Below are 12,081 nucleotides of genomic sequence, written 5' to 3'. Positions count from 1 at the left end.
ATGCCAGCCCGTGAAACTCCCCTCAAGCGGCTCGGCAACTGGATCGTCCAGGTCCTGATCGGGATCGACCAGTTCGTCTACGTCCTGCTCGCCGGTCCCTATTACCTGATCGTCGGCGGGATCTGCCCCTCGGCGGATGAAACGATCAGTTCGCGCGTGGGTCGAGCGGCAATGGCCGGCGCGTGGTGGGGCAAGCCCTGCGCCTGGTTGATCGACCATCTGTTCATGCTGCTCGGATCAAAGCCCGGCCACTGCGCCCGCGCGATCGAAACCGCCTTCCTCGGCATGGCGCCGAAATAACAGGAGCTACCGTGATGTTGCTTGCTGATGCGCTTCGCGGCGCAGCCATTGTTGCGTGGCTAATTTGCCTCGCCTGTCTCTCGCCAGCCATTGGCCGGATTCTCCGCCGGCAAAGCCGCTACCTGGATCCGGTGTGGGGCATAGTCTTCTTGCTTGCGCTGAACCGGCTGTCCTTCCTGTTTCGGGTCCATGCGGTCCTTTCGTACACGACAGCGCTCATACTGGCCTTGGTGATGGGAGCGGGTTCGGTTTGGTATCAGAAACATGACCGGTAATCACACGCCGGACCTGGTCGGCTTGCCGATCGGCTGGGGCGCAATCTTTGGCTTCATCAACCTGCTGCTGGGGGGCGGCGCCATTGTAGCGTGGATCAAAAATCGCGGAGGCTGGCGCAAGATCGACATCGATGCCGAGGAACGCATGCGCGCTGAGATGTGGAAAGACATCGAATCGCTCAAGCAATCGAAAGATGCGCAGTCGCGCCGCATGACGATCGCGGAGGCTCAGATTGCCGGCCAGACGATCCAGATCGGACAGCAGCGGTTCGTGCTGACGCTGGTTATCGACGAGCTCGAACGGGTGTCGCCGGGCAACTCTGTCGCCCGTCAGGCGCGCGTCCTGCTGCGCGAGATCTTGCCAACGGCGTTCACGAGCCCGGAGGAGATCGGCCACATGGCCGAAACCATGATGAAGGCGGACTGAGACCGCCCGGCCATCCGCGCGCCCGTAGCGCGCTCCCCATACGAACGAAGGAAACCGAGATCATGACGATCAACGGCAACATCACCGTGCGCGTCGCGTGCGAACTGGCCGCGGCCGAGGGCATCGTGCGCGAGTGGTATCTCGACAGCGCAAGGCCGCCCAAGGGCACCTGGGGCATCGGCGTCACCAATGACTCCGGCCATCTGGTCGATCGGTACAAGGACAAGCCTACCTCGATCGAACGGGTGCTACAGATCTATATCTGGCTCCTTCGGACCAACTACGTGCCGGCGGTGCTGGCAGCGTTCAAGGGTCGCGTACTGACGGAGGCGCAACTCGCTGCGGCGCTATCGTTCCAATACAACACGGGTGCGATCGGCGAGACGGCATGGGTGAGCCTGTTCCTGGCGGGCAAGGTCGCCGAGGCGCGGAAGTTCCTTGAGACGCATTACCTGAACAACGGTGACCTCAAGCAGCGTCGCCTCGACGAAGCAGCTCTGTTCTTCGATGGGAAGTGGAAGCACCTCGACGGCATCGTCAACGTCTACCCCGTCAGCAAGCCGAGCTACCTGCCCGGCAAGCCAGTGCGGGTCGATATCCGCGCCGACGTCGCCGCAGCGCTGGCGGCGCAGTGATGGGCGCGCTCTCCCCAATTCTGCGCGGCGACGATGCCGGTAGCGTCATGTTCTGGTGCCCGGGCTGCAAGGAGGCGCACCGAGTCTCGGTCGACGGTGCCGGCGCAATCTGGGGCTGGAACAGAAGCGCCGATCGACCGACCTTCACTCCGTCCGTCCTGATCCGGTCGGGGCATTACGTGCCGTCCGAGGCGGATCGGGGCCATTGCTGGTGCACGTATAACGCCGCTCAGGTCGCTGCCGGGAAACCGCCGGCAGGCTTCACATGCTCGATCTGCCATAGCTTCGTGACGGACGGGCGGATCCAGTTCCTCGGCGACTGCACCCATGCGCTTGCGGGGCAGACGGTCGACCTGCCGGAGTTTCCGGCATGACGAGCCGCCTTCAGGAATGGGGCCTCATCGCCCTGTCGCTGCTCGCGGCGGCGCTGCTCGCCCTGATCGGCTGGACGTTCGCGATCATCGGTCAGCACATCGGCGCCGATGGGCGCGTGCCTTCGGCCGAAGCTTTCGGGTTGACCGCGCTCTTGCTCTCGTTCCGCGAGGTCATCGGCTCGATCCGCGCTCTGTACGATGCAGCCGACCGGACCAGCCTTACCGAAAAGCTCGCCGCAGCCGGGCCTGCGGCGGCTCCGGTCCCGCAAGACGCGATCGCCGGCGCACAGACCGCTGCGGACAGCGCACAACAGACCGCCGACCAGCTGGCGGAACAGGGAGGAAGGCCATGAGCAAACTCGGCACCTGGTTCGCCGCCAACGCGGCGCGGATCGTCTTCGCGATCGGCGTGGTGGCGCTGATCACGACGGTCATCTCGATCCGCTCCTGCAGAGCCGCACAGACGGTCAAGACCGAGGCCCGGCTTGAGGCCGGCCAAGCGAGCGCGGCGGTGGCAAGCGGAGCGGATGCAGTCAACACGGTCGGCAATCGAGCCCAGGAAGAGGAACAGACAGATGCAATCTCGCGAGAAAACGACGCCACCATCCGCAACGCCGAGGGCGCGGCCACTGTCGTTCCAGCGGGCGTCTCAGGTGCTGGGATTAGCGCGCTATGTCGCCGCGCGGCCTATGCGGGTGATCCTCGCTGCGCTCAGCCTCGGTAGCTGCGCGGCGAGCGTTATCGTCGCCAGCCCGAGCGATTGCGCTGGTCTGCTGCCCGAAAGCTGGCGCAAGCCCGTCGCCGGCGCGCCGCTGCCGCCATACGCCGCAGTCATGGCGGACTGGATCGGGTTCGCCGACCTGCAAACCGCCCAACTCGACAAGGCCAACGGCCGGACCGCTGACACGATCGACATCGTATCGCGCTGCGAGGCGCGAGCGGCGGCGGCCCAGCAAAAGGCCAAACCCAAGGTGCTCGGCGTCTTTTAGGAGCAACACGACATGGCAGCATCTACGGCGGCGGGGTCATCCCTTGCCATTTGCATCGGCGCGCCCGCGACGAACGACGCGGCCGGGTTCGCCGCGCTGACGTTCACCGAGATTGGCGGGCTCGAGAAGGTCGGCGCGGTTGGCGCGGTCTTCTCCAAGATCGAATTTCAGCCGCTGTTCGGACCAAAGCAGAAGTACAAGGGCCCGGCCGATTACGGCTCTTTGCAGCCGTCTCTAGCTCACGACGAGTCTGACGCGGGCCAATCGATCCTTCGCGCGGCGGCAGATGACGAGACGAACAAGCTGTTCGCTTTCGCTCTGACGTATTCCAGCGGTGCCAAGCGGTTCTTTCAAGGCCGCGTGTTCGGCTACCCCGAGACAACCGATGGCGCTGACACAATCCTGATGGCTGCGCCGACGATCGAGATCAGCACCAAGGTTGTGAAGGTCGCAGCGGGCGCGCCTTCACCAGATCCGCCGACGATGGCGAACACACGCGGCACCAGCATGCTGCGCGGCGCCGAGGTCAGCGGCTTTATCGCTTCTTTCGATCCCCTTGACGCCCGTCTTGTCGCCCTCGGGGCATAGGAGTTCCAATGGCCTACAATCAGAACGACTTCGTCAACGTGCTCGTGGCTGGGTTCGATTCCCGTATCTCTGGCTTGGAAGCTGCGCTGGCAGTAGCGACGCCTCCAGCGCCCGCCCTTACTGTCACGCCCGGTGATGGACAGAACACGCTGTCATGGATCGATGGGCCATCGGGCACGGCGATCACGGGGCACAAGCTCTATGAAAGCAGCGTGTCCGGAACCATGGTCCTGATCGGTACGATCACGACAACATCGCCCTTCGTCGATGCCGGACTGACCAATGGGCAGGCGCGCTTCTACCGGTTGTCGGCGATCAACACCGCCGGCGAAGGTGCGTTGAGCGCGGAGAAAAGCGGGATCCCGCAACCCAAGGTATCGATCTCCGGAACGCCGCCCTCGGCATCGCAGAACACCGCATACACGTTCACGCCAACCACGTCGGGCGGCAGTGGCACAAAGACGTTTGCGCTGACCGGTTCCTTGCCGACTGGCCTCGCATTCTCGACGACCACGGGCACGATCTCCGGCACGCCGACTGTGATCGGCACGACCAACGGGTTGAATATCACCGTCTCGGACAAGTCGGGTCAAGCCAACCTCGGCGCGTTCTCGCTGGTGGTCGGGTCGGGCTTCAGTGCCGGCACTGCCCGCGTCATTCCTTACGCGGATGATTTCGAGACGCCTGGCACGATCAGTGGCCGAGCGAACTGGACGCTTGCCGATGCCACGCAGACGGCCAACTATCGCGTCGACAATGGCTATGCCCATTTACACTCGAACTATGATCAGAACACCCGCGTCCTGATCGGTCCTGCGCAGCAGGATTTCGTGGCTACTGTCGGGTACGATACGAGCGGGACCGGAGGCGGCGGGCAGGCCTGGGACGAAGGCCGACAGACATTCCTGCTGTGGTATGTCGATCCAAGCAATTACGTCGAGGCGTCTATTAACAAGAGCATCGGTCGGCTGGTCATCACTGGACAGAAAGCGGGAGCATCAATCGGGCAGCTGCGGTTCAACAACGTCGTTTGGCAGCTTACGGGTGAGATCACGATCCTGGCCATCAAGGGCAAGATCCGCGTGAAGGTCGACGGCAAGTGGCTGATCGACGCCAATGCTTACAGCTATCCGTTCGACAATCTGGATCTATCGGGTCAGATGAGCACGACCCTGCCCAACGGTAAGTTCGGGTTGAGCGCCCAGACGTGGACCTATGCGCAAGCACAATATATCGCGCTCGAGCCGTTCGCCGTCTCGATCGATTACAACGATGCGTTTGTCGGCCGGAACGTGGCTGGCGGTACCAACGGCGATTGCCTAGTCTCGATGAGCTATATGGGCACGCCCTCCAGCTGGGTTTACCGCCTGAGAGATCAGGCCACGAAGGCAGTCGTGCAGGACTGGGCGCCATTGAAAACGCCGGCAGCTGCCAATGGCTCGTGCAGTGGGCTCGCTACGCTCCCGGTCGGTGGGCCTTACGAAATCGAGGCGGGCTATGTGGATGGATCGGGCACGCGCTACACCGCGACATCGCGCCCGGCATCATGCGGCATTCGCGGTATGACCTGGGGGCAGAGCAACTCGGCTGGACGCAATAGCGCGTGGACGACGGCGACCTTCAGCCCGCTCGCATTCTCCGCACAGCAGTATCCCGACAACCCCCAGGGCGGCATCCCGCTGCGGGAATGGGCAAGCGCCTACAACACCAAGATCATCCCCCAGGCGAGCTATGCCACCGCCTATGTCATGTCGCAGGCCCTGGGCATCCCAGTGGGTATCTCGGCCGTTGGCGTAGCCAGCCGAACGCTTGCGTCGCTATCGCCGGGCGGTGCTGATTGGGGCTCCTTCACCAATGCCGTCGGCTACCAGCGTGGGGTCGTCGAGTTCGTCGTTTGGGATCAAGGCGAAGCGGATGCCGATGGCGCATCTGCACCGACCGGATACTCGGCGGCATTTCGCGGCAACCTTCTGCCAGGCCTTCGGACCGCAACAGGAAATCCGAACCTGAAGGTGTTCATCGCTCCGGTTGGACGCTTTGCGGATACGAACCCGCCATCATCGCCCAACTATCCCGCTGCGCAGATCGATGCGCAGCGCGAGGTGTTGCGACAGCAGTATCTGGACATCATCGCCAAGGAGACGCTGGTGCAGTTCTCCGCCAGCAAGCTCGGTTGCGTCCACGGCGATTCGTACCATTACTCGACGTCGAACACGGGCTACCCGGAGATGAGCCGGCGCGACGGCTTCACGATCGCCAAGGCGTTCGGCGCAGCCGTCCACGATGGCAAGGGGCCGACCGTGGCAAGCGCTAGCCGCAGCGGTGCGGTCATCACCCTTGCCATGGCCATGGGTGGCGCCACGGGGCTGACGGGTCCGACGACCTTGGCAACTGGTACGGTGCCGACGCCGACGCTCGGCAACGCGCTGTACGGCTTCCAGGTGTCGAAGGACGGGTTCGCCACGACCCTTCCCATCAGCACGGTCGCGGTATCGGGCAATAATCTCGTGATCACGCTGGCAGCCGACCCCGGGGCGTCGGTATCGGTCCGTAGCTGCTATGGCTGGAGCTACGACGACACGAACCTGATCTACGGAACGTATGCGGATACGACCCCGATCCCGGTGTTCCCAGTCATGACGCCGTTGGTTGCAGCCTAACGAACTGACACGAATGCAGCGTCAATCTCGCTGAACGGATTTGCCCCTCCCGCTGTCAAAGCGGGTGGGGCTGCCTTGCGCATCATCGGCATTAGCGCAGCGCCGACCACTCAAATCAAACCCATCCCCGCCCGAGCCAGGGGTCTTAGGCTCGTCCTCAGAGGATATGCATATGTTGAGAGCGTTCATCTTACTGAGCCTGCTTGTGCCCGGGCTTGCGTCTGCGCAGGACAAAGCCACGCTCGACACCCGTCAATTGCTGGCGGAGACGGTCACCACGGCCAAGCCCCGCGCGGAGTTCCTCAACGGCACGCGTGATAGCCTGCCCGCATTCGTGCGCGTGTTGGCGAAGTACAAGCAGCTGACCGCCCCGCCTGCGGTGGTGCAGGATCCAGCCAGTTTGCCATCCCCTGCGCCGGCGAAGAAGGCGGTCGGTATGAACCTGTCCGGCCTCTCGTGGTACGCATCGCGCCAGACGTTCACGAACCTGTTGCAAGGCGGGTATTGGGCGATCAATTGGGCACAGGTCCCGAGCGACAAGCTGGACGCGCTAGGCTACCCAAAGGACTGGTCGCAATCGTATGTCCGCCTCCTCGGCGCGCCGACCGGCGGCTGGGTGAACCAGACCAGCATCGCCTGCAGCTGGAAAGGCAGCGGTACCCTGACGCACAGCGGCAGCGTCAACCAGGTTAAGGGCGACCACACGTTGGCGTTCGATATGCCGTCATGGGGCGGCGCGGTGAAAAATACGTGGTTCAGCCTTTACGGGGTGAACGCGGCCGATCCGTTCCGCGAGTTCGAATGCCACGACGCGAAAAACGCCTCGGGTAACGAGTTTTCGAAAGAGGTGATCGCCAGCTCGAGCAAGTACGCCGTCCTGCGCTTCATGGACTGGAACGAGACGAACAGTAGCCCGGCGCGCACGGCAGCCAACCGGCCCGATCCGCGGACGCTCGACAATCCGGGTCAGGCGCTGGAGAACCAGATGCGGTTGGCCAAGCTGGCCGATGCTGATCCGTGGTTCAACCACTCGTGGAACGACGATGCGACCTATATGCAGTGGGCCGCGAAACAGGCGCACGACACGCTGCCGGCTGGGCACAAGATCTACGTCGAGCTCAGCAACGAGGTCTGGAATTTCCAGTTCTGGCAGGCGCAGGACAACCTCGCGCAGGCGACCACGCTGAAGATCAATGCGAACAACGGCTACGGCGCGTGGCAGAACTATTCGCGCCGAGCCATCGACATGTTCAAGATCTGGGAGGCCGCATTCGCCGATCGCCCGAAGGATCTGGTGCGTGTGCTCGGCACTCAGTCCGCCTACCCCGAGGTCACGCGGCAGGAGATGAGCTACCCGGGGATTGCGGATCACGTCGACGCGATCGCCGGCGCACCGTATTTCAGCCATGACCGCCAGGTGCCGTACAGCGACGCCCTGTTGCAGGCCAGCGTGACCGACGCGGTAGCCACGCTCAAGACGACCTGCGAAATCGCCCGCGCGAGTGCCCCCAACATCCGCTGCATCACCTATGAGGGCGGCCAGCACGAGCTTCCGACAGCGCTGCTTCCCCAAGATCAGTTCGAAACGCTCGAACGCAGCCAATTCATGGGCGACATGTATGCGCAGTACCTGAAGGCCATCTCGGCACAGGCTGACCTGGTCATGCTGTTCAACGACGTCGGCCCGATCAGCAAGTACGGTGCTTGGGGGGCACAGGAATACGGCGGTCAGGTCGGCGCGCCAAAGCAGCTGGCGATCGAGCAGTTCATAAAGCCGTAAAGGGGCCGTTGGGACGGTTCGACCGTGCGGCCCGTCTCAATTGCGCCAAGCCCCGGACTTCGCCAGCTGCACCAAGATCCCGTTGAACGCCCCGCTGACGTTCTGCGCCCGGCCGATCGGCTCGTCATAGCCGGCAGCCTCCCACAGGTTCGTCAGCGGCCAGCGTTCGGGGCAATGGGGCAGCAGCACGCGCAGGGCCAGGCGGACGGGGACGGTATCGACCTTCTCCCGGCGGCTGGCCTCAACCGCATCGCGAAGGATCTGTACGGCTAAGGCGATCGTAGTGCGGTCAGCGGAGCGCATGGCCTATTACCCCAAACTCGCGGCGACGTGCGGAGCCAACGTCAACGCCACGATCACCAAGATCGCTACCCAACTGACTAAGCCAATCAAGGCTCCCAGTCTTCCCGCTCGCCAAACATCCGCGGATCGACCCGGAAGTATCGCGCAAGCAGCTGCTGCTCGTCGACCGGAAGGCGCGCCGGCCCCGCGCCGCGCGCGAACCGCGACAGATATCCGGGAGGCCGGCGCAGCATGCGCGACAGGGCGGTGAGCGTCACGCGGTGCTCGACAGCGAGCGATCGCAGCGTTTCGCGCACCTGGTCGGGTGTGGCGGCGACGATAGGCTTCACAGACCAACGGCTTTGCGCACCGCCTCGTTGATGCGGGTCTGCCAGCCGGGACCGTCCGCGCGGAAGCGATCAAGCACGTCCTTGTCCAAGCGAAGCGTGACGCTCTCCTTGTTGCTCCCTGCCGGGCGACCACCCGGCTTCCTTACGAGCGATGCAACCACGTGCGGCGGCAGGACTTCGGAAGCTGGGCGAGACCGAGCGGTTGTCTCTTCCGTCCATTCCGGGTTCTCATCGAAATCTTCGGGTGGCGGGGTCTTACTCATACCGGCGCATCTCCTTTTCTCTTGCGCGACGAAGGCTGATCAAACGTGATCCGTTGGGGGTCTTCACGAAGACGAGGCAATACCCCTTTCCGTTGATCCGACCGCGAGCCTGATAGCGAGTTTCGCCGTATTCGAACCGATCGTCGACGACGATATTTGGTTCGTCGTCGAACCCGGTGAATTCTCCTAGCGACACACCGTGCTTCGAGCGGTTCGCTGCGTCTTTCGCCGGATCAAACTCGTTTGCCATGCAGTTTATGTAACTACATAAACCCATCCCGTCAAATGGTTTTTGTAGTTACAAGAAGAACACGTCCGCTTCCGCGATGGCTCAACCATCTGCGGGCAAGCGGGGGTGCCGTGTGTCACCACGGCAACCGACGGACCTCAGATCCGTCACGCGCGGCCAGCTTCGCCGCAACGCCCCGCACCTGCGCAACAGGCCGGGCTTCTCTGGAACCGAAAACCTTATGGAATCGTCAACGACTGCAATTCGTCCCGTCACTCCGCCTGCACCGTACATCGGCGGCAAGCGCAATCTTTCCAAGCGCCTTTGCGCTTTGATCGATGCGACACCGCACGACACCTATGTCGAGCCGTTCGTCGGCATGGGCGGGGTCTTCCTGAAGCGCACGCGCCAGCCCCGGGCCGAGGTGATCAACGATATCTCCGCAGACGTCACCACCCTCTTCCGGATCCTTCAACGGCACTATCCCCAGTTCATGGACGTGCTGAAATGGCAAATCACCAGCCGGGCCGAGTTTGACCGGCTGCGCGCGGCCGCTCCGGATACGCTGACCGACCTCGAGCGGGCGGCACGCTTCCTCTACCTCCAGCGGCTCTCATTTGGCGGAAAAGTCGATGGGCGTAATTTTGGCGTGAAGCGCGAAGCCTCAGCTCGGTTCGACGTGACCAAGCTCGGACCAATGCTCGACGAGCTCCACACGCGCCTGACCGGTGTCGTGATCGAGCGCCTGCCCTATGCCGACCTGATCCGCCGCTATGACGCCCCGAGCACGCTGTTCTTCCTCGATCCTCCCTACTGGGGCTGCGAGGGTGACTATGGCCCGGGCGTATTCGAGCGAGCCGACTTCGAACTCCTAGCCGAGCAGCTGTCGACGATCACCGGGCAGTTCATCTTGACGATCAACGCCACTGGCGGAGCGCGAGACGTCTTCCGGCGGTTCTCGATTGACGAGGTGGACACGACGTACTCAATCGGCGCGTCTGCGGCGGGCGTAGGCAAAGCGGTCAAAGAGTTCATCGTCAGGAACTAGCGCCGGCGCGTTCTCGGCCGCCTACCAGTTCCAGATACCGAGCCGCGAGCTCGGTCCGCTTCTCCAGCGGCGCATCCCCGCGCTCCATCATCCCGACGAACTTTGCGGTCAATCCGAGGGCATCGGCAAACGCCGCTTGGCTCATCCCCAGAGTCTTGCGGATCGCTTTGAGTTCGGAACCTTGCATCGCTGTCACCCCTGCCGTATCTCTCACCCTATCCCCGCCCCGGTTTGCAGACCGGGGCGGGGGGCTTCTAGGCTCGGATCGTGAACTCGAAGGTCACTTTCCAAATCCGAAGCCGGATTGTGAGGTTCATGCTCACTTTCCTTTCGGGTTGTCAGCGGGCTGGGTGGGATACCGTCGCCATCTGACAAGGCCATTAATAGGGAACTCACTTCCCTTAGTCAAGCGATTTTGGGAAGTGAGTTCTTTTACCCGAGGAAGCTTTTCGCTGATTTTATTTGCTAAACTGTCGATTATTAAGCTCTTCCGCTGCACCCTTGCCGCATATAGGGTGCGATAGTCGCAAGGTCGCGGCGGAGGTGAACGCGAGGAGGCAGCCGTGAAGCCGGTCGAATATGTCTTCCGCATCGACGTCTTCCAGCCCGAAACAATGCCGATGGCGCGTCTTGCCGAGTATATGGCGGCGCTTGCGAAGATGTTTGGCCATACCGAGCACACACACTTCGTAGGCGTCGAGAAGGGCAGTGCCAAGCTGCGCACCGCAGTCGATCCGGTCGATGCACCTAAGGTCGAGGCGCGCCTCAACGGCGTGCGTATCGGCGACGCGCCCAAGGACGCGATCGCTGGCAAACTCGCGCTCGAAGACCTGTTGGCCAACGACAACGCGGTCGCCACGCTGACCGAGGGTGACACTGATCGCGTCGTCATACCGTTCATCGGTCGCAACCGACCGAAGGCGCTGACCTTCCCCCCGTTCCGGGAGGACACGTCGATCGACGGCGTTCTGGTCAAGATTGGCGGCAAGGACCCGAGCGCCCACGCCACGTTACAAGACGGGGACTTATTCCACGTCGGGGTGACCATGCGTCGTGAGATCGCACGCGAACTCGCCCCGCTGCTCTATGGACCAACTGTCCGCATGTTCGGCAACGGGCGGTTCGAGCGCCTGGCGGACGGGGTATGGAGAATGAGCGACTTTCGGGTCGATCGCTATGAACGGCTCGATGAGCGGCCCATCGGCGAGGCGCTCGCCGTTATGCGCGCGGTGCCTGGTAACCGCTTGATGGACGCCGATAGCTACCGCGATGTCGCTGCCATGCGTAACGAGGACGGCGCAGTAGAATGATATTGGCAGTCGACAGTTCGGCTCTAGCGCTGCTCATAAACCCAGCTGCCAATCCGCCAGACGACCCGAAGACCGGTGCTCCCGTCGACCGCGCCCGTGAACGCGTTGAACACTTCATCGCGGAACTATCGTCAACCGACAGCATGATCATCCCGACACCAGTGTTGGCCGAGGTTCTGGTCCGAGCAGATGAAGGTGGGCCGGGTCTGCTGGCTGCGCTTGGGGGCCTTGCCCGCATGAAGGTCCGGCCGTTTGGCGAGCGGGCCGCAGTCGAGACCGCGCATATGACACGCGAAGCAATCTTCTTGGGCGACAAGAAAGGCGGTTCCACCGAGGCCTGGCAGAAAGTGAAGGTCGATCGCCAAGTAATAGCGGTCGCGCGAGTGGAGGGTGCAACGCGCATTTACGCCGACGACCACGGATTGATTTCGTTCGCGCAGCGGCTCGGCATGGACGTTATCAGCACTTGGGATCTACCGTATCCGCCACCCCAGCAGCGGACTCTCTTCAGCGAAGAGCAGCCCTGACGCCTCCCTGTTGGATTGCCCCGCGCAATAGGCGGGGGAGACTT

19 protein-coding genes are annotated in these 12,081 nt (G+C 62.9%); 14 read left to right on the top strand and 5 right to left on the bottom strand.

The features are described 5' to 3' along the window. The 11 genes from L8G49_RS05885 to L8G49_RS05835 all read left to right on the top strand — a co-directional run bounded on the left by L8G49_RS05885 (position 1) and on the right by L8G49_RS05835 (position 8,028). The gene (locus tag L8G49_RS05885; RefSeq protein ID WP_242183206.1) at positions 1-300 is read left to right on the top strand and encodes a hypothetical protein; all 300 of its coding nucleotides are present in this window, start codon (positions 1-3) and stop codon (positions 298-300) included. A gap of 14 nt (positions 301-314) precedes the next feature. Continuing rightward, positions 315-575: a hypothetical protein gene (locus L8G49_RS05880; protein ID WP_242183204.1), complete on the top strand. Its 261-nt coding sequence runs from the start codon at positions 315-317 to the stop codon at positions 573-575. After that, positions 565-1,002, top strand: coding sequence for a hypothetical protein (locus L8G49_RS05875; RefSeq protein ID WP_242183202.1), 438 nt, complete (start codon positions 565-567; stop codon positions 1,000-1,002). The genes L8G49_RS05880 and L8G49_RS05875 overlap by 11 nt, the downstream gene beginning before the upstream one ends. Before the next feature lie 62 nt (positions 1,003-1,064). Next, positions 1,065-1,637: a hypothetical protein gene (locus L8G49_RS05870; RefSeq protein WP_242183201.1), complete on the top strand. Its 573-nt coding sequence runs from the start codon at positions 1,065-1,067 to the stop codon at positions 1,635-1,637. Then, positions 1,637-2,011, top strand: a complete 375-nt coding sequence (locus tag L8G49_RS05865) for a DUF6527 family protein (protein WP_242183199.1) — start codon at positions 1,637-1,639, stop codon at positions 2,009-2,011. The genes L8G49_RS05870 and L8G49_RS05865 overlap by 1 nt, the downstream gene beginning before the upstream one ends. Beyond that, positions 2,008-2,364, top strand: a complete 357-nt coding sequence (locus L8G49_RS05860; protein ID WP_242137393.1) for a hypothetical protein — start codon at positions 2,008-2,010, stop codon at positions 2,362-2,364. Before L8G49_RS05865 ends, L8G49_RS05860 begins: the two co-directional genes overlap by 4 nt. Further along, entirely contained in the window at positions 2,361-2,735 is a 375-nt protein-coding gene (locus tag L8G49_RS05855; RefSeq protein ID WP_242183198.1) for a hypothetical protein, read from the top strand. Before L8G49_RS05860 ends, L8G49_RS05855 begins: the two co-directional genes overlap by 4 nt. Next, a complete protein-coding gene (locus tag L8G49_RS05850) occupies positions 2,701-3,000 on the top strand; it encodes a hypothetical protein (protein WP_242183196.1) in 300 nt (99 codons plus the stop codon). The genes L8G49_RS05855 and L8G49_RS05850 overlap by 35 nt, the downstream gene beginning before the upstream one ends. Positions 3,001-3,012: 12 nt before the next feature. Further along, entirely contained in the window at positions 3,013-3,588 is a 576-nt protein-coding gene (locus L8G49_RS05845; RefSeq protein ID WP_242183194.1) for a hypothetical protein, read from the top strand. An 8-nt stretch (positions 3,589-3,596) separates the two neighbouring features. Further along, a complete protein-coding gene (locus L8G49_RS05840; protein WP_242183192.1) occupies positions 3,597-6,248 on the top strand; it encodes a putative Ig domain-containing protein in 2,652 nt (883 codons plus the stop codon). 172 nt (positions 6,249-6,420) lie between these two features. Then, entirely contained in the window at positions 6,421-8,028 is a 1,608-nt protein-coding gene (locus tag L8G49_RS05835) for a hypothetical protein (RefSeq protein WP_242183190.1), read from the top strand. Positions 8,029-8,064: 36 nt separating this feature from the next. On the opposite strand, the gene L8G49_RS05830 is transcribed toward L8G49_RS05835, so the two are convergent. From L8G49_RS05830 to L8G49_RS05815, 4 genes are all read right to left on the bottom strand, one after another. Further along, positions 8,065-8,331, bottom strand: a complete 267-nt coding sequence (locus L8G49_RS05830) for a hypothetical protein (protein ID WP_242183189.1) — start codon at positions 8,329-8,331, stop codon at positions 8,065-8,067. An 86-nt stretch (positions 8,332-8,417) separates the two neighbouring features. Further along, positions 8,418-8,660, bottom strand: a complete 243-nt coding sequence (locus tag L8G49_RS05825; RefSeq protein WP_242183187.1) for a peptidase S24 — start codon at positions 8,658-8,660, stop codon at positions 8,418-8,420. Continuing rightward, on the bottom strand, positions 8,657-8,923 hold the full coding sequence (locus L8G49_RS05820) for a BrnA antitoxin family protein (RefSeq protein ID WP_242183185.1): 267 nt from the start codon (positions 8,921-8,923) through the stop codon (positions 8,657-8,659). Before L8G49_RS05820 ends, L8G49_RS05825 begins: the two co-directional genes overlap by 4 nt. Next, the gene (locus L8G49_RS05815) at positions 8,916-9,173 is read right to left on the bottom strand and encodes a BrnT family toxin (protein ID WP_242183184.1); all 258 of its coding nucleotides are present in this window, start codon (positions 9,171-9,173) and stop codon (positions 8,916-8,918) included. The genes L8G49_RS05820 and L8G49_RS05815 overlap by 8 nt, the downstream gene beginning before the upstream one ends. A 220-nt stretch (positions 9,174-9,393) precedes the next feature. Here L8G49_RS05815 and L8G49_RS05810 point away from each other — a divergent pair, with 220 nt between their 5' ends. Further along, positions 9,394-10,200: a DNA adenine methylase gene (locus L8G49_RS05810; RefSeq protein WP_242183759.1), complete on the top strand. Its 807-nt coding sequence runs from the start codon at positions 9,394-9,396 to the stop codon at positions 10,198-10,200. Here L8G49_RS05810 and L8G49_RS05805 read toward each other — a convergent pair. After that, on the bottom strand, positions 10,190-10,387 hold the full coding sequence (locus L8G49_RS05805; RefSeq protein ID WP_242183182.1) for a helix-turn-helix transcriptional regulator: 198 nt from the start codon (positions 10,385-10,387) through the stop codon (positions 10,190-10,192). The genes L8G49_RS05810 and L8G49_RS05805 overlap by 11 nt on opposite strands. A gap of 376 nt (positions 10,388-10,763) precedes the next feature. Between L8G49_RS05805 and L8G49_RS05800 the strand changes: the two genes are divergently transcribed. After that, a complete protein-coding gene (locus L8G49_RS05800; protein WP_242183180.1) occupies positions 10,764-11,510 on the top strand; it encodes a hypothetical protein in 747 nt (248 codons plus the stop codon). After that, positions 11,507-12,037: a hypothetical protein gene (locus L8G49_RS05795; protein ID WP_242183178.1), complete on the top strand. Its 531-nt coding sequence runs from the start codon at positions 11,507-11,509 to the stop codon at positions 12,035-12,037. Before L8G49_RS05800 ends, L8G49_RS05795 begins: the two co-directional genes overlap by 4 nt. Positions 12,038-12,081: the final 44 nt, after the last annotated feature.

This window comes from Sphingomonas sp. CARO-RG-8B-R24-01, assembly GCF_022662295.1.
GTDB lineage: Bacteria > Pseudomonadota > Alphaproteobacteria > Sphingomonadales > Sphingomonadaceae > Sphingomonas.
Note: the sequence above shows the minus strand (reverse complement) of the source record. Positions and strands in the feature narration are given on the sequence as shown.